The sequence below is a fragment of the Alphaproteobacteria bacterium genome, assembly GCA_016124955.1.
GTDB lineage: Bacteria > Pseudomonadota > Alphaproteobacteria > UBA9219 > RFNS01 > RI-461.
Genome location: WGMR01000011.1, coordinates 1 through 18,766, shown reverse-complemented (window position 1 = coordinate 18,766; position 18,766 = coordinate 1). Strand labels below are relative to the sequence as shown.

The 18,766-nt window shown below is 56.2% G+C and carries 13 protein-coding genes and 1 tRNA gene; all 14 read left to right on the top strand.

Annotated features, from left to right (window positions below):
* Positions 1 to 218: 218 nt before the first annotated feature.
* Positions 219 to 2,327 (top strand): PAS domain S-box protein, encoded by a 2,109-nt coding sequence (locus tag GC131_09720; GenBank protein MBI1274339.1) that lies wholly within the window; start codon positions 219 to 221, stop codon positions 2,325 to 2,327.
* Entirely contained in the window at positions 2,198 to 2,797 is a 600-nt protein-coding gene (locus tag GC131_09715; GenBank protein ID MBI1274338.1) for a response regulator, read from the top strand. Before GC131_09720 ends, GC131_09715 begins: the two co-directional genes overlap by 130 nt.
* A 24-nt stretch (positions 2,798 to 2,821) precedes the next feature.
* Positions 2,822 to 3,991, top strand: a complete 1,170-nt coding sequence (locus GC131_09710; protein ID MBI1274337.1) for a response regulator — start codon at positions 2,822 to 2,824, stop codon at positions 3,989 to 3,991.
* Between the two features lie 172 nt (positions 3,992 to 4,163).
* A complete protein-coding gene (locus tag GC131_09705; GenBank protein MBI1274336.1) occupies positions 4,164 to 4,649 on the top strand; it encodes a response regulator in 486 nt (161 codons plus the stop codon).
* A 126-nt stretch (positions 4,650 to 4,775) separates the two neighbouring features.
* Positions 4,776 to 5,978, top strand: a complete 1,203-nt coding sequence (locus GC131_09700; GenBank protein ID MBI1274335.1) for an alanine transaminase — start codon at positions 4,776 to 4,778, stop codon at positions 5,976 to 5,978.
* A 145-nt stretch (positions 5,979 to 6,123) separates the two neighbouring features.
* The gene (locus GC131_09695) at positions 6,124 to 6,555 is read left to right on the top strand and encodes a response regulator (protein MBI1274334.1); all 432 of its coding nucleotides are present in this window, start codon (positions 6,124 to 6,126) and stop codon (positions 6,553 to 6,555) included.
* 172 nt (positions 6,556 to 6,727) lie between these two features.
* A complete protein-coding gene (locus tag GC131_09690; GenBank protein ID MBI1274333.1) occupies positions 6,728 to 8,782 on the top strand; it encodes a hypothetical protein in 2,055 nt (684 codons plus the stop codon).
* Positions 8,783 to 8,816: 34 nt separating this feature from the next.
* Positions 8,817 to 10,496, top strand: a complete 1,680-nt coding sequence (locus tag GC131_09685; GenBank protein ID MBI1274332.1) for an ATP-binding cassette domain-containing protein — start codon at positions 8,817 to 8,819, stop codon at positions 10,494 to 10,496.
* Positions 10,493 to 12,676, top strand: a complete 2,184-nt coding sequence (locus GC131_09680) for an ATP-binding cassette domain-containing protein (protein MBI1274331.1) — start codon at positions 10,493 to 10,495, stop codon at positions 12,674 to 12,676. Before GC131_09685 ends, GC131_09680 begins: the two co-directional genes overlap by 4 nt.
* Entirely contained in the window at positions 12,673 to 14,067 is a 1,395-nt protein-coding gene (locus GC131_09675) for an HlyD family type I secretion periplasmic adaptor subunit (protein MBI1274330.1), read from the top strand. Before GC131_09680 ends, GC131_09675 begins: the two co-directional genes overlap by 4 nt.
* Before the next feature lie 2 nt (positions 14,068 to 14,069).
* Entirely contained in the window at positions 14,070 to 15,044 is a 975-nt protein-coding gene (locus GC131_09670) for a response regulator (protein ID MBI1274329.1), read from the top strand.
* Positions 15,045 to 15,050: 6 nt separating this feature from the next.
* Positions 15,051 to 17,810 (top strand): response regulator, encoded by a 2,760-nt coding sequence (locus GC131_09665; protein ID MBI1274328.1) that lies wholly within the window; start codon positions 15,051 to 15,053, stop codon positions 17,808 to 17,810.
* 251 nt (positions 17,811 to 18,061) lie between these two features.
* Positions 18,062 to 18,155, top strand: a tRNA-Ser gene (locus tag GC131_09660).
* Positions 18,156 to 18,496: 341 nt separating this feature from the next.
* Positions 18,497 to 18,766: PAS domain S-box protein (locus tag GC131_09655; protein MBI1274327.1), on the top strand; the 270-nt coding region annotated here is incomplete at its 3' end.

Sequence of the window (18,766 nt, the reverse complement as noted above, 5' to 3'; positions counted from 1 at the left end):
TGGGCATCAGCCGGACGGCATAGGGTGGACAAAATGGTGCATAAAATGACAACAAAACAGGAAGTAGGTTTCATAGACGCCTCCGTACCGCATACATAACAGTATATGAGGCAACATACTAAGCAAAAACATACATTTGCATGAAAGACACAGAACTTTCCGCACGTCATCCTACCCTGAAGCTGCAAACTGTGATTTATTGAAGGCGGGAGTGGCTTATGCCGGATGTAAACCCGTTGACCGAACCTAACACAACCGCAGAAAGCCTGGGAACGCAGCTGTTGCGTGCCATACCCTATTTTACCGCGTGGTTTGTGATTGCCATAGCTTGCGGCATGTTTTTCCTGCTGTGCGTTTACAACAAAGACCTTGTACTCGACAATGTCTGGCTGTTCGATATGCAATTCAACACGGCGCTGATGTTCGCCGCAAGCGGCATCGGTCTTCTGGCGACGATAAAGCGGATCAACTTGTTTGCGATTCCTGCTTCGGTTTTTGTGATTCTGTTCAGTCTGCTGACCTTTCTGCAATACATCATACCCGGGCTTGATGTCGGCACCGATCAGCTGTTTTTTGTAGCGCCCGATTATCACCCCTACACACCGTCCGGGCGCATGGCGCCCAACACATGCATCGCATTTATATGCATGGGCAGCGCGTTGCTGGTTATAGCGCTTGGGGATGCATCCAACAGCCGCACCGCCGTTATCGCCGAAACACTGGCTTTTCTGGTTTTCGCACTTGGCGCGGAAAGTGTTGCAGGTTATTTGCACGATATAACGGTAGCGTATAGCTGGGGCAGCACGACACGGATGTCGCCGCACACTGCGCTGTCGGATATCCTGCTTGGCACGGGCTTGCTGTCTCTTGTTTGGCTACGGCAATCGACCCGCATCTCGGCCATGCCGCTCTGGATCCCCGGCGGCCTATGCTTTTTGATTTTGATGTGCGATGTCGCCACGCCGCGCGGCGTGGCGTCCGGCATCGCTTATATTCCGTTGATCTTCTGCAGCCTGTGGTTCTTCCAGCCCCGCAGCACTTTCTTTTTCGCCGCCATCGCATCGGCACTTTCGATTGTCGGTTTCCTGATCAAGCCATCGGGCGAATCCCCGGAATGGACGGTTCTTCTGAACCGCGTCATCACCATTGGCGCGCTTTGGTTTGTCGCCATGCTTGTCTATATGCGGCGACACATGGAAACCCAGCTTTACGACAGTGAAAGCAAGCTGCGTGCGATTGTTGACCACACCATTGACGGGCTTATCACCATCAATGAACGCGGGACCGTTGAAAGCTTCAATGCGGCGTGCGAACGCATCTTTGGTTATAGCGCGGGCGAAGTCATCGGGCAGAACATCAAGATGCTGATGCCCGAACCTTACCACGGCGAACATGACGGATATTTACGAAACTATCTTACCACGGGCGACGCCAAGATCATCGGCAGCGCGGGACGCGAGGTCGCCGCCAGGCGCAAGAATGGCACGGTTTTCCCGATCGATCTTTCTATCAGCAGCTTCCGGCTCAAGGGCGGGCAGTATTTTTCAGGCATCATCCGCGACATCACGGACCGCAAATATGCCGAAGCGGAAAAAGAACGGCTGATCCACCAATTGACGGCATCAAACACGGAACTGGAACGCTTTGCCTATATCTGTTCCCATGATTTGCAGGAGCCGCTGCGCATGATCACCAGCTTCTCGCAGAAGCTGAGCGAACATCTGGCCGACAAGATGGACGAAAAGGCGCGTCACTATTTCGATTATATCAAGGACGGCGCCGAACGATCGCGACAACTTGTCAACGATGTCCTTACATACGCGCGTATCGGCGGGGAACAGGAAAGAAACAAGACCGTCAACACGCAGGAAATATTCGATACCGTCACGCTTGATCTTAGCCAGCGTATCGCCGACTGCAACGGCGCGGTGACACACGGCCATATGCCGCTCGTGCGCGCGAACCCGACGCATGTACGGCAGTTGCTGCAAAACCTGATCGGCAACGGCCTTAAATTTCACGGTGAAATCCCGCCGCGCGTACATGTTGAAGCAAAACAGAAAGGCGAAATGTATTCTTTTAGCGTTGCCGACAACGGCATCGGTATCGCACCTGCTTATCATGCGAAGATTTTCGACATTTTCCAGCGGCTTCATAGCCGCCATGAATATGGCGGCACCGGCATAGGACTTGCCATATGCAAAAAAATCATACAACAATACCAAGGCTGTACAATCCAGGTTCAATCGCAGCAAGGCACGGGCACAACTTTTACGTTCACCCTGCCCGCGGCGGACATCAACGAGAGCACTGCACCACAACCCTAAAGGTATGCGGAGGCATCATGGAAACGGCGCAAATCAATATCCTCGTCATCGAAGACAACCCGGCCGATGCCGAGCTGGTCACGGAAGTTCTTGGCGAGCAGATACCCCACGCGCACATGCATGTGGCGCGTGACGGCGAAGAGGGGATCGATTACCTTTACCAGCGCAACATGCACAGCGATGCGCCGCGGCCGGACTTTGTGTTGCTGGATCTAAACTTGCCTAAAAGAAGCGGCCTCGAGATATTGCAGGCCATGAAGGGGGATCCCGCGCTTAGATTGATGCCTATCATTGTATTCACAAGCTCGGAAGCGCCGCGCGACATCGAAAAATGCTACTGCCTTTCCGCAAATTGCTATATAACGAAACCGTCCGATCTGGATCTGTTCACCGACAAAATGAAAATGGTGGCAAATTTCTGGTGCCAAATGGCACAGCTTCCGGACAAGACAATGTGCTGCCAAATCTGAATAAGGTGAACAGGGATAAAACAGATGGCCGAAGCGCCGCTCCATTTCCTATTGTTCGAAGATAACCCCGGCGATATTGAGCTGACGCGCGAAGCGTTCGCCGAAAGCGGCCTTGGCGGCGAATTGCATGTCGCGCGCGACGGACAGGAAGGCCTTGATTTTCTCTACAAGCACATCAACAAGGATACGCAGCAACCCTGCCCGGATGCCGTTCTGCTTGATCTTAACATGCCGCGCATGGACGGCCGTGAAGTGCTTGCCACCATGCAAAAAGATGCACGGCTCCAGAACATACCCGTCTTTCTTTTAATCGGCACCGAGATCGAGCATAGCCTGCTCAACAGCGATAAGCGGCTGCAGGGATACAGCACGATTGTGAAACCTGTCGAAGCCGGCAAACTGGCCGCCGCCGCCAACATCATCAAGAATGACGGACACAAAACCACCCCGGCCGGGCGCAAAGGCACAAGCGCGACGACGTCCGGGGAAAACGCGCCGCCCGACAATGATGTGGCCCAGGCTTTCCAGGATTTTGTCTATCACATATCGCACGATTTGCGCGCGCCGCTACGCGGTATCAATTTTTTCGCCAAGCGAATTGGATTGAGGATCGGCACATCGCTGGATGACGACAGCAGGCAATCGCTGGCGATCGTAATCGACAACGGCACCCGCATGCAGGATATGCTCGATGGCCTGTTACTGTATTCACGCCTTTGCTCCGCCTCTCTCGGCAAACCCGGCACCACGACAGACACGGCACAGGTGTTCAAGGCATGCACGGAAACGTTGGGTGATAAAGTCAGGGCTGCGCATGCGCGCATTGAAATCGGCGCGTTGCCCGCATTGCCGATGGCCGCCGAGCATCTGGCGCGCCTGTTTCTGTGCCTTCTGGATAACGCCGTGAAATTCACGCGGCCCGGACAGGAACCGCATATTACGCTGGCCGCAAGTGAAAGCCCGGAAGGATGGCATTTCGTGATGCAGGATAATGGCCAGGGCATCGGCGTTCGCCACAAGGAAGAAATATTCAAAATTTTTAAACGCCTGTACCGGGAAGACGAATACCCGGGCGTTGGGGTGGGCCTCGCGCTTGCGCGCAAGATTGTGGAGCGCTATGGCGGTCGCATCTGGGCGGAATCTGACGGCAGCACAGGCTCCAGCTTCCACTTCACGATCCCTCCAAGGCCGTAAGATGGGAAAGCGCAGTAACGGTAAAAACGTTGCCTCCATAACCATTTGAAACAAAAGCCTATTGGCTTGGCAAAATGACCTATAAAGCATCCAACGCGATGTGGTATGGTAACGCTTCTTAAATCAAGTTAACGATAGGCTCGTTTCGTCATAACAACGAAAAGATGCAACTATGTCTTCATCAAAGAATCCTCTCGATAGCATTGGCGCCATGTTCGGCCGTCGCCCCAGGCCCGTGACGCAAACCCCCGATGTTACGGAACAGAAGCAGGAAGTTCGTATTCTGTTGATCGAGGACAGCGCAGGCGATGTGCTGATGGTCAAGCATCTTTTGGGCGAAGTTGCGTCAGACTATGATTTTGCGTTTACCGATGTGGCCCGGCTTGTCGATGCTTTCCGTCTTATGGAGCAGGAAAGATTCGACATCATCATGCTTGATCTCAACTTGCTTGATTTTGATGGCGTGGTTTCCGTCGCCGTTCTGCACGGGGAAAAACCGGAAGTGCCGATCATCGTTTACAGCGGCACCGATAATGACCGTGTGCGGGAGCAAGCCATGTTGAACGGAGCGGTTCGCTACCTTGTAAAGGGGCAGGAAAACGGCACCGCCATCTATAAAGCCATTGAAAACGTGCTCGATAACCGGCCACAGGCCTGAAACTTTCGGGCACGTACTCCCTCCCCCTTGCAAGCCGCCGGAAACTGATCCACACTTCCCTTGCCCCGCCCGCTTGCGGGGCACGTCGCTTGGACGGTTCCAGGCGCTTACGTATGAGAGACGAAGATGGCGCTCCCCGAAGAGTTCGCGCGTATCGCGCGGCTACCCCCTTATGTATTTGGCATCACCGGCGAATTGAAGATGGCAGCCCGCCGCCGCGGCGAGGACATCATCGATTTCGGCATGGGCAACCCGGACGGGCCCACGCCGCCGCATATCGTGGCCAAGCTGGTGGAAACCGCGCAGCGCGGCGATACGCACGGCTATTCGGTTTCGCGCGGCATCCCGCGGCTGCGGCGCGCCATTTGTCACTGGTACAAGAATCGCTACGGGGTCGAGTTCGATCCGGAGAGCGAGGCGATCGTCACCATCGGCTCCAAGGAAGGGATCGCGCATCTTGCGCTGGCGACAATGGACCGGGGCGACAGCATCCTTGTGCCCAACCCCAGCTACCCTATCCATATTTATGGCCCCGTGATCGCGGGCGCCAATGTTGTGAACGTACAGCTGACGCCGGATGTCGATTTCTTTGCCGAACTGGAACGTTCGATCCGCACCGCCGTGCCCAAACCGAAGATGCTGATCATCAACTTTCCCGCCAACCCGACCGCGCAATGTGTCGAGCTGGATTTTTTCGAACGCATTGTCGCGCTGGCACGCGAACACAGCATTTATGTCGTGCAGGATCTCGCTTACGCCGATATCTGCTTCGATGGATGGAAATGTCCTTCCATCATGCAGGTGCCGGGAGCGCGCGACGTAGCGGTGGAATTTTTTACCCTGAGCAAAAGCTACAACATGGCAGGCTGGCGCATCGGCTTCATGGTTGGCAACAAAACGCTTGTTGGCGCGCTTGCGCGCATCAAAGGTTACTACGATTACGGCACCTTTACGCCCATACAGGTTGCCGCCATTGCCGCGCTGGAAGGGCCGCAGGATTGCGTTTCGGATATCTGCGCCACCTATCAGGCGCGGCGCGACGTGCTTGTGAAGGGCTTGCACGAATCCGGCTGGATGGTCGATAAGCCGAAGGCCAGCATGTATATATGGGCGAAGATCCCTGAACCCTATGCCAATCTCGGTTCGCTCGAATTCACCAAGAAACTTTTGCTGGATGCCAAGGTTTCGGTTTCGCCCGGCATCGGATTCGGTGAATTTGGCGATACGCATGTGCGCTTCGCCCTGATCGAAAACGAAGAACGCAGCCGGCAAGCCATTCGTGGCATCAAGGGCATGTTCAGGAAAGATGGTTTGCTGAAAGCCGCCTAGCCCCGCCCGCACCGGGTTCGCTTCTATATTCGACTACACGGTTATGCATGTTTCGCATGCATAAAACATACCCGTATGCACGCCGTAAGCATTTGTGAAAGCAAGGTTGCCGTAAACTCGCTCGACCCCAATTTCAGGTGCAGATATGAACGAGCCAGCTGGCGGCAGGGCGCAGATTTTGGTCGTTGAAGACGACCGCCTCCACCGCGAATTTATCGCGCAAATACTCGATAACATCGGTCATTCCGTAACCATTGCCTATGACGGAAGCGATGCGCTTGAGCTTGCGAAACAATACGACTTCGATCTGATTCTGATGGATATCGAAATGCCGGGCATTGACGGCATTGAAACGGCAAGACGGCTGCGCGACATGAAGCGCCACCGCGAGATTGCCGAAACGCCGATCATTGCGATCTCCGTTGAGCCCGACGATGCACGAAGAGCCGCATGCCTGGATGCCGGCATGGTCGATTTTATTCCCAAAAGCATCTGGAAACCGAAATGGGAGCCGGACATACGCGAGAAAATCGATGCATGGCTGCAAAACAAGACCAAGCATGAAAAAACTGCATGACAAATCATTTTGGTTTTTTTTGCAAAATGCAAAACGCCTTCAGAACCGGCGCACGACGCGCGCAGTGCATACGATGCTATACGAAGAATTCTAGCTAAATGATCCTGAAACTTAAAAGTTGTTTAGAGGTTTGCACTTCATACTTCATAAAATTCAGACGGAGTGAATAGAAATGGCCGAACAAATCAACCTAGTAAACGCAACCGACGCAACGACGACGCAACCGCTGGAAGCCGAATTGTATGCAGCCGACCAGCAGGGCATGGAAACCGAGAATATCGCCGCCACCGGCAATCTGAACACCGGCATCGTGCTCGATTACGATTCGCGCATGGAACATAATCTTGTCGGCGACGTTCTGAATACATCGACCGGCGCCGAAAGATTCCATGTTACCGGCGGCGTGATGGACACGCATAACGACACCACAAACATTTATGAAACCGGCGGCACCGCCGCCCTGGCCGAAAATTTTACGCCCGCTGCGATCACAAACGCAGCCTATAAGCAACCCTTCCTGCAGCAAACGCCGACAAACGATACTGAAAGCCGCGAAGGCGGAGCACCCGCAAACCATGCCGACAGAGATGCCGCCCAGCAAGGATTTGGCTTCGCGCAAGATTCTGCCGCCGTGACCCCGGCGGCCAGCGCTCAGCCAGAAGGCGGCACAACCGTAATCGGCGGCGATACGGTCAACAATAGCGTCGTTAACGGTCCGACAAATCTTGGCGACACGATTGAAAACGTCACGAACAATACCACCAATAATGTCACAGAAGCCGTCACCAATCTTGGCGACACGGTCGAAAACATCACACACAACATTCTGGAAACCGTTACCGACCTCGGCGATACCATCCTCAACACATTGCCGGACATCACCAACATCACCAATCTTGTTACCGATACGACAAGCGAGCTTGTCACGGCACTCAACACCTATCTGGGCGACACGATTAGCATTGTAAACGAAACCATCACGCCCATCGTCGAAGTGGCAGATACCCTGATCGAGAACATAGTCAACACCACAAATACCTTGCTGACACCCGTTGAATCGTTGCTCGATATCGTCATAGACGATATCAGCGACGCCATCGAACCCGCACTGGGCGATGTTGTTATGCAGGCGGACGAGCTCATCACGCCCATTCTTGAAACAGTCGGCGATACCATCGGCGATACCGTAAATATTGCCGAGCCGATACTTGAGAACGTCACCGATATCGCCACCGACACGCTTTCGCCGGTGCTGGACACCGTAACAGAAACCGTCGGCGATATATTGGATACAGCTAACCCTGTTATCGAAGACGTCATTGAAACGGCAGCGGATGTTGTGGACGATGTGGTTGCGCCTGTTCTGGAAACAGTTACCGAAACCGCCGGCGATGTGCTGGCCACAGCCGAACCTGTTATCGAAGACGTCATTGAAACGGCAGCGGATGTTGTGGACGATGTGGTTGCGCCTGTTCTGGAAACAGTTACCGAAACCGCCGGCGATGTGCTGGCCACAGCCGAACCTGTTGTTGAAAACGTTATCGGAACGGCAGCGGATATCGTTGACGATACCATCCAGCCCGCGCTGGAAACGGTCACGGATGTTGTAGCGGATGCCGCAACGCTCGATATTCCGGCGCTGGCGGAGGATGCTGGCTCACTGTTGCAGGACAGCAACCTGATCGATATCGATGCGACAGCAGATAGCCTTAATCTTACGACATCGGAACAGAACGGCACACTGATCGACATCGATACCGGCCTGCTGGAAAGCGGCGGCGCGGGCGAAAGCGAAGAAACCCTTATCGGGCTAGACACCAACCTTCTCACCGTCTCCGACGATTCGGGAACAACCGAAACTATTGTCGGCCTTGATGTCGATTTCGGCGAAACCAACCTTGTCGATATCACCGCGCCCATGATTGACGGTGCTTCGGAAACGGAAGTAAGCCTGCTGGACGGGGCCGTAACCACAGACGATCTTTTGCCGGATCTGCAGGAAACCGACCTTGCCGAAACACTTGATCTTTCCGGCGACCTTTCCGACACACTCGATTCCATGCTGGAAATGGATGCGCTTTCGGATGTCGTCAGCGATGTCGAAGCAACCGTCGTTGCAAGCGCAGATGTCGTTACCGATGTAGCAAACGATACCGTTCAGGTGGTTGAAACGGTTATAGCCCTGCCGCCGCCTATCATCAACATCCCCCATCTTTTCGGACATTAGCCCATCGGTTAAACCCCGCCTTACATGGATCATCATGGTCAGTGGCCTTCTCCATCCGCCGCATCTGCGGTTCCTTTTCGCGGCTTCGCTCGGCGTCAATCTTCTGGCGCTGGCGTTGCCGCTTTTGACGATGCAGGTTTATAACCGCATTCTGTTCAACCACGCAGTTGATACGCTTCTGGTGCTATCGGGCGGGGTTATCGCCGCCGCTCTGATTGAATTCGTGTTGCGCGTGTGCCGCAGCATGGTGGTCAACCTGAATGGCGCGCGTTTCGAACATTTCGTTTCTACCGGTGCGCTCGCGCACCTTATGGATACCGAACCGCGCACCTATGCCTATGCAACGCCCACCATTTTGGCCCAGCATGTCAATGCCGTCGCACGGTTGCGGGATTATTACGGCGGGCAAATGGCAATGACCTTATTGGTCGATATGCCCTTTGCCATTCTTTTTCTTGGACTGACTTTTTATCTCACGGGCTGGCTTGCGCTTGTGCCTTGCGCCGTGATTGTCGGTGCCGGTTGGTTGTTCTGGCGCCAGAGCAACAAGCTGCGCACAATGATGGATGCGCGCGAAGAGCAAGATGACAGGCGCTACGATTTTATCACCGATACCCTACAATCGGTCCATACGGTCAAGGCACTGTGCCTTGAAGCGGTAACCGCGCGCCGGTTTGAGGAAACCCAGCGCGCCAGCGGCGCGGTCAACCATCGCATTGCCTGCACACAAGGTTCGGCCGACGCGCTCAGCTTCTGTGCCGTGCAATTCATGGTTGTCGCTGTCGTTTGTACGGGCACGCCCATGGTTATCGGCGGTTCAATATCGGTCGGTACGCTGATCGCTTGTGTGCTGCTTTCCGGACAGATTATGCAGCCGCTGCAGCGCGGGCTGGCAATGTGGACCCGGCATCAGGATATTGCGCTTTCGCGCGCCAGGCTGCGGCAAATCCTTTCGGTGCAGCCGCGCGGGCACCTCGCGCCCGAAGCGCTGGGCGCAAACCACGGTGCGCTGAAGATCAATAATGTGCGCTTTAGCTACCGGCCGGGCGAACCGGTGATCGACGGACTAAACCTTGATCTCGCGCCCGGCGATACCGTTTCCATACGCAGCGAGCCGGGCGGCGGGCGCACCACACTGCTGGAACTGATGGCCGGGGTCTATGCCCCGGACCGCGGACAGGTGCTTTTGTGCGATATGGACGTGGCATCCATCCCCACGGCGGATCGCACGCGTTATATCGCTTATCTGCCGACCAGCGGGCTGGTTCTGCGCGGCAGTATCATGGAAAATCTAACCGGGTTCGATGCAAGGTTGCAGGGCAAGACGCAGGAAATCGCCGCATTGCTGGGGATCGAACAATCGGTCGCACTTCTGCCCGCGGGTTATGACACGATGCTGGAAGGCCTGACTGCGGACCAGATTCCGCCCGGCCTCAAGCAGCGTATCGCTATCGCCCGCGCGCTTATGTACAAGCCGCGGCTTATTTTATTCGACAATGCAGATCAGGGTCTGGACCGTGAAAGCTACCTTTGTGTTTTTAACCTGCTGGCGAAGTTAAAAGGCAAAGCAACGATGGTTCTGGTTTCCGAAGACCGGAATATCGGCAGCCTCGCCGACCGCAGCTTTGAGCTGCGCCGCGGGCATCTGGTGCCGCTTGTCGAAACCGCTGCCGTGACATCCGACCGCCGCTGGCTGCAGGAGATAACGGCATGAGCATCGCCGCCGCTACCGCCCAGACCTCGGCCGACTGGCTCACCGGGCTTGCGAACAACAACGTATTGCGCTGGCAGCATGGCGGCACCAATATCGGCTTGTTGCTTGCGCCGTTGCTTTCGGTCAACGGCTGGCAGGGTGATATTTTTACGCTAACAGACGCCCTGCCCGCCAACACGCAGGCGGTAAAAACCGGCGATCTGCTTGCCGTTATGGGTGCGCTTGGCTACCGGATCAGGCAGGAGCGCCGCCTTGCTTCCGATATCAGGTCCGAAGATACGCCGGGCCTGTTCGTGCCGGACAATTGCGAAGGCTGGTGCACGGGCATGGTTCTGCGTGAACTTGGCACGTACGGGCTTATTTGGGAAGACGGGCGCGAACAGCATCGCGGCAACCTGCCGGAGGGCAAGGGCACGCTATACAGGTTCGAGCGCCAGATGGCGGCGGATGCCGCAGTTGAAGGCGTATTCGATCGCAAGCAAATTGACTGGCTGGCGGATTTCGCCGGGCGTTTCCGGCCTATCGTGCTGCATGTCGGGGCGCTGAGCTTCATCATGCATTTTTTCACGCTGGCGATGCCGCTATTCAGCATGGCGGTCTATGACCGGGTCATTGGCGCACAAGCCATCGATACGTTGCCGCTGCTTGCCTTAGGCGTGCTGGCCGCTATTGGGATCGAAATGATACTGCGCCTGTTGCGCACACGGCTCGCGGGCTGGATCGGCGCGCGCTGCGGCGTGCTTGTGCCGGCGGCGATGTTTGAACGCCTGCTTTATCTTCCCTCGGCGATGATCGAGCAAGCCTCGGTCGCAGCCCAGCTCGCGCGCATCCGCGCCTTCGAAGCGGTGCGCGATTTTATCACGGGCCCGATATTCCTTGCCGTGCTCGAAGTTCCATTCGTGCTTCTTTTGATCCTCGTGATCGCGCTGCTGGCCGGTCCGGTGGCGCTTGTATCTGTCGGAGCGCTTGTCTTTTACCTCGGGCTCTTCGCGGTGCTCCGGCCATATTGGCGCAAGCTCGGGCACGATTCGGCACGCGGCGCGGCGCAGGGCCAGCAATTGCTGATGGAAGCGATTACAAACCTGAAGGCTCTGCACGCATCCGGGATTAGCGGGCGGATGCTGCAACGCTACAAGGCGGCCAACTGGCATGCGACGCAGGCGCAATACCGTTTTAGCATGATCGCTTCTGTCGTGCAGCACCTTGCCGGGCTCATGACCGTTATTGTCGGTGTCGCGAGCATCGCATGGTGCCTGACGCGCGTGTGGGACGGCGATATGAGCGCGGGCGCCATGGTTGCCACCATGATCTTGACATGGCGCGTGATTTTTCTGATGCAGACCATGTGCTCTGTGCTGCCGCACCTGGAACAGATCAGCGCGGCGGCGGAACAGGTTGGCCACCTGATGAAAATGACGCCCGAAGCACATGCGCGCAACACCGTTCTGGCGCACCGGCCGCTGGAAGGCGCGATCACCTTCCAGAATGTTGGCTTGCGATACGGACGCAAAAAGGACCCGGTTTTCGTTGGTCTTTCCGCCGAAATTGCGAAGGGGCAGATTGTCGCGATCTATGGCGGAAACGGCAGCGGCAAATCCACCATGCTGCGCCTTATGCTTGGGCTATATCCTGCCGTGATGGGCAGCATCTTGCTTGACGGCATCGACCATCGCCAGTTCGATCCGCGCAATTTGCGCCGCCAAATCGCTTATTTGCCGCAGGTGCCCGAACTTTTGCCCGGCACCGTTGCCGAGAACTTGCGGCTGGTCGATCCGTTGATGCCGGATTTCCGCCTGCGGCAGGCGCTTTTATGGGCCGACGCTTGGGAAATGGTGGACGAGCTGCCGGCGGGCGTGAACACACGGATCGGCACGGGCGGGCTGGTGCCTTCCAGCGGGCTTGCAGCCCGGCTGTGCCTTGCGCGCCTGTATCTGAGCGAACGTCCAATCGTGCTGTGCGACGAGCTGCCCAGTCAGCTTATGAACAGCTCAACCGGCGCAAGATTCCGCCGCTATCTCAATGAATCGCGCGGCAAACAAACCGTGCTGTTCGTGACGCACCGGCAAGACATGCTGCAAGTCGCCGACCAGGTGATCTGGATGAAAAACGGTGGCCGGCCCGCAGTCGGCAAACCGGAGCAAATGGAAAAACAAACGCAAGAAGGGGTAACCACGCCATGACCGACACGACCGATGCAGCCCTTTCCGGCAATGCACATGGTGGCTTGCCGCAAGTTTCCGGCGGCAAGTGGCTGCATACCCTTTTCGCGGACGATCTTGACCGGCTGGTCCAGCCGATGATGCTTGAAGAAACCAAATTGCCGAAAGTCCTTCGGCTTTCTGTGGCCGTACTGGCGGGCGCGGCACTTTGCTTTCTTGGTTGGGCGGCAATGACGCCGGTCAAGGAGCTGGCGCGCACGGACGGACAAGTGATCCCCAGCGGCTACAGCCGGCTCGTGCAGCATCTGGAAGGCGGTCTGGTGCGCGAAATACTGGTGCATGAAGGTGATTTTGTGCAGAAGGACCAGTTACTGATGCGGATCGACGGTGCGGGCACCGAAGAAGACCGGCACGAGCAAAACACGCTTGTCACCGCGCTTGCCATGCAGGCGGAGCGGTTGCGCGCCATGCTTGACGACCGCGCGCCCGATTTCTCCGCCATTGCCATGGCGCCGGGGCAACAGGAAGAGCAACATCGCATGTTCGAGGCCATGAGCGAATCGAACCATCGCGACCTCGGCATCCTTGTTGAACAGGTTGGGCAAAAGCAGCGCGCGCTGGCACGGCTTGGCGAAATGCTGGTTACGGCGAAATCCAACCTTACGGTCGCGCGTGAAGGCAAGGATATCTACGCCAAGTTGCAGCAGGACGGCCTGACGACCCGCAGCAACTATCTTAACAAGCTCGAAGCCTTCAACACCCGCAAGGGCGACGTGGCGGCCATCACCCAGCAGATCGAGGTTGTAAACCGCGAACTTGCGGAATACCGGCAACGGCTTGATGCGCTGACCGCCCAACAGCGCGATACGGCTTTCACCGATCTGCACGAGGTGGAAACAAGGCTTTTGCAAGCACAGGAAGAGTTGAAGAAGCGCGCGAACCGCGTGGACCGGCTTGAGGTGCGCGCGCCCGTGATGGGCTACGTCAAAGGGCTTAAAGTCAACACCATCGGTGCCGTGATCCCGGCGGGGCAGACACTGATGGAAATCGTACCGGCAGACGACAAGCTTACGGTCGAGATACGCATCCTGCCTCAGCAGATTGGCCGCGTCGCAATCGGACAAGAAGCGCGGGTGAAGGTGAATTCCTACGATTACATTCGCTACGGCGCCATACCCGCCAAGCTCGAATACATATCGGCCATGACCTTCACCGACGAGGCGCGGCAGGAAGATTATTACAAGGGCCGCGTGCTTTTGCAGCGCAACTATGTGGGCGAGGTTCCAGGCCTGCACCCGATCATCCCCGGCATGACGGTGGATGCCGAGATTGTGACGGGTGAGAAAACCGTTCTCGGTTACCTGCTGCGGCCGATCCACAACGCCCTGCACAACGCAATGACGGAGCAGTAGCCATGACGATGAGCGCCATAGAGCCGCTTGCGGCGCCGGTTCTTTCCCTTTCCTCGCTGCCGGTACGCGCACCGATTATTCTGGTCGTTGACGACGACCGCGTCACAATGGCCATCCTTTCAAGGATGCTGGAAAAATTCGGCTACAGCGTTAGAAGCGCCGGCACGGGCGAAGAAGCCCTGAAGGCGTTGCGGCACGATGTCATGGAAATCGACGCCGTCATTCTCGACCGGGAAATGCCCGGAATGACAGGCATCAAGGTGATGGAAGTGCTGCGCAGCGATCCGCAAATGACCGCCATACCCGTTATCATGCACACGTCCGCCGGCAGCCCGGAACAAATCCAGCAAGGTATCGATGCCGGTGTTTTCTATTATCTCGCCAAGCCGGCGGACGAAAAATTGCTGAAAAGCATCATTACCTCGGCTTTGCGCGAGCGCCAGCAGCGGCGCGTATTGCTGGGCGAAATCGGCCGCCACGATGCCGCGCTTAAGTCCATGCGCTCCTGCCAAATGGCCGTTAAAAGCCTGAAGGATGCCGAAGACGCGGCTTGCTTCCTCGCGGCTTGCTTCCCGCACCCGGCGCGGGTCGCCAATGGGTTGCTGGAACTGCTCACGAACGCGGTCGAACACGGAAACCTTGGTATCACTTATGAAGAAAAAGAGCAGCTTCTGATCAACAACCACTGGCAGAAGGAAATCAGGCGCCGCCTTGCAATGCCGGAACATGCCGATAAGGAAGTCGATGTTATCTACCAGCACAAGCCGGATATGTGGCTCGTGCAGATCACGGACCGCGGAACGGGCTTTGACTGGCGGCGTTATTGGCAGATCGACCCCGCGCGTGCCACGGCCAGCCATGGCCGCGGGATCGCGCGCGCGCGGCTGACCGCGTTCGACCGTCTTGCCTACAACACCGCCGGCAATCAGGTTACCGCCATCATTCAGGCTTCACCCGCGGAAACGCTTGAGTGGTAATACGCCGTGAAAAGTGACGCACAAAACCTTATCGACAATACCCGTAAACGCATAAAGCGCAGTTACCGCTTTGCGTTGATGCTGTTCGCGGCACTTATCGCCACCATCGCCATGCTAACCGTCAACCTGATCGACATGCAACACAACGACAATGCGATCGTCAATATTGCCGGAAAGCAACGCATGTATTCGCAGCGCATCGCGATGCTGGTGCTGCAGTTAACTGCGCTTCCGGAAGAGGCGCGGCAACCGGCGTTCCAAAACCTGCATGAGACCATCGAAAATATGGAGAGTGCCCATATGCGGTTGCTGCATGGCCGGTTCGGCGACGGGCCGTCAACCCCATTGACGCCTGCCCTGCGGCAGCTTTATTTCGAAGAACCCGTCATGCTCGATCAGCAGACAAGAAAATATCTTGAGCATGCCCGTCGCGTACTGGACCTTGCGCGCGACCAGATTACGATCACCCAGCCAGATATCAGCGCCATCATCGACAAAGCAAACAAACATCTGGTGGATTCGCTCGATATAGCCGTTTTACGCTACCAGGATTTGGGTGAGGCTCGTGGTACCACTATATACCGCATGGTCATCGGTCTTTGCATCCTGATCATGCTGCTGCTTGTCACCGTGACCATGATTGTTTTGCAACCCACACTTACTTATATTGCGTGGGCGCAAAAGCAATTGATCGAGCTCAATCAGCTCAAGGGCGATTTCCTTGCCAATATGAGCCACGAGATCAGAACGCCGATGAACGGGATTATCGGCATGACGGAATTGCTGATTGAATCAAACCTGAACCAGCGGCAACAACATTATGTAAAGACGCTGCAGCACTCCGCCGACCATCTTTTGATGCTGATCAACGATATCCTTGATTTTTCCAAACTCGAAGCCGGGCAAATGCGGCTCGATCCCGTGCGATTCAACTTGCACGCCACAATCGAAGATGTGCTTGACCTGCTCGCCACCAAGGCGCGGGAAAAGAGGCTGGAAATGCTGGTGCGCTACGTGCCCGGCACGCCACGCTTTATCATGGCGGACCCCGGCCGCATGCGGCAGATCCTGTTCAACCTTGTCGGCAATGCCGTTAAATTCACCGATAGCGGCTATGTGCTCGTGAACGTGGAAATGCTTCCCGCCGGCGCTGCTCCGGATAAACGTCCGTGGATACGCATCAGGATCGAGGATACCGGCATCGGCATCCCCGAAGACAAAATTGCCGGCCTGTTCGAGAAATTTATGCAGGTCGAAAGCGGCAGCACGCGTTCGCGGCAGGGAACCGGGCTTGGGCTCGCCATCAGCCGTAATCTTGTGCAACTAATGAGCGGCAACATAACGGTCAGCAGCACGCCGGGTAAAGGCACCGTGTTTGCTATAACAATACCGCTGCCGGACGCGGGCGAACCGGAACAAAAACTGAAATGCTGCGAAACACTGGAGGACATCAAGGTTTTGCTGGTGGATGACCTTGCCCCCAACCGCATTCTTTATTCCGAAGCCCTGACGGAAGCGGGCATGCATTGCATGATCGCGGAAAATGCGGAAGAAGCGCTTTCCCGTCTGCACTACGAAGCGAGCAACAGCCATTCGGTACAACTTATTGTCACCGACCATGTCATGCCCGGCACGGACGGGCTTGCGCTGACGCGACAAATCAAGGCCAGCACGGCCTTTAAAAAAATACCGGTCGTGGTGCTGAGCTCAAGCGAGGAGCACGGCATGCTCAAACGTTTTTCTGAAGCGGGCGCGGCCGCCTATCTGATGAAACCGACCGCGCGGCAGCAACTTTACGATACGCTCGTGCATGTCATGGCGCAGGAAAAATCCGGCCGCCCCGCAACTATCATGACAACAGAAACCAGCACCGCGCTGGAGGCTGAACGCCTTTTGCAGCAGGGGCGCGCGCTGGAAGGCATGCACCTGCTACTGGTGGAAGACAACCGCGTGAACCTCGATATCACAACCGAAATGCTGGAGCGCTTCGGCTGCACCGTCCAAACGGCCGAGAACGGCGAACAGGCAATCGAGGCCGTGAAGAGCCAGCCTTTCGACCTTATTTTCATGGACTGCCAGATGCCGGTGATGGATGGGTTCGAAGCGGCGCGGCATATCGTCGGGCTTAAGGCCACGGGCAAAATCGCGCCTGTTCCCATCATCGCCCTGACCGCCAACGCGCTAAAGGGCGACCGCGAAAGATGCCTGAGTGCGGGCATGGACGATTACCTGAGCAAGCCGGTGCGCAAGGCGAACCTTGAGGCGACGTTGCTGAAGTGGTTGCGCGAAAAAATCGACCGGCAAGAAGACAAGCCGGCGGCAGCGAATATTGCCAACATTCTGCAATACGATAAAACGCCATGCATTAAGGTGGATGTACCGCCAGCGCCGCCAACGCGATGCGAAATTAACGCCGATACTCTGGCCGAGGCGCGCGCGATGCTTGGTGCAAAGCTAAGCACCGTTATTACTTATTATCTCGAAGATACCGAAAATTATCTGGGCCGTATCGAAGAAGCACTGGCGGCAAACGACCCGGAAGCGGTTATCTTGCCCGCGCATTCGGTCAAAAGTTCAAGCCACCAGCTTGGTGCGATGGAATTGTGCGAGCTTGCGCGCCGCGCGGAAGCATCGGCACGCGATCTGGTTGACGGCAGGCAGGGCGAGGATATTGCGCGCCTGCTCGCCGGGATGCGCAGCGCCTTCGCGACCGCCCGGCCTATTCTGGAAGCCGAACAGAACTTTGAAAAACATGGCGCAAGCTAAGCCGGGCGAACCCGGCGGCGGCGCATAAACACGGCACACGGGCATGTTTTGCCCTTATGCGGCTTGCGTTTAGCGACCGTTTGCCTCCCCTGCGGATACCTGTTATTTGTCTGCTCCCGGCCTTTTCCGGGCCTTTCAAGGCCCGCGACCGGAGGGCTGGAGCACTATGCGGAGACGTGGCCGAGAGGCTGCCCGTCGGCGAACGCCGGCAAATATACTAGCCTTCAGCCCACCGGGCTGGAGCACTATGCGGAGACGTGGCCGAGAGGCTGAAGGCGGCGGTTTGCTAAACCGTTATACGGGGTTAATCCCGTATCGGGGGTTCGAATCCCCCCGTCTCCGCCATTTCAATTTTTCTCAATATATTTCTTTCCGAATGTTTTGATGGAAGCAGAACCCTGCCCCGGAGCAATAACGTCATACGGTCAGCCGTGCATGCGGCTTTCTTCGTAGGCAGATTGCCGCCATGCGCTACACATAAATTACCAATGTATGCGCGGCCCAAGCCGGGCAATAAAAAATGCAAAACGAAAGGCATCACCTACATTCAAAAATATGCATGTAACCACACACTTCATAGATTGTTATGGAATAATTCCTACTCTGCATGTCTGACTTATTCTTGCCTCTAAAAGCATCGGTCTAACAAGCGCCCCACCCAAGCCGTCATCCCTTAGGAGAAAGACATGGCACTCGCGATTCAACGCAGCGCTGCGAAAGAAAGAAATGCAAAACCGAAAAAATCAAACGTTTTTGGTTTTTGCTCAAGGGAAACGCTTCACGATCTCGAAGCCGTTATCGAATCCATTAACACTTCACAGGCCGTGATCGAATTCAACCTGGATGGCACGATCATTACGGCCAACGGCAACTTTTTGAATGCAATGGGGTACAGCCTTGAAGAAATTCAAGGCAAGCATCACAGCATGTTTGTGGAGCCGGGCTATGCAGGCAGC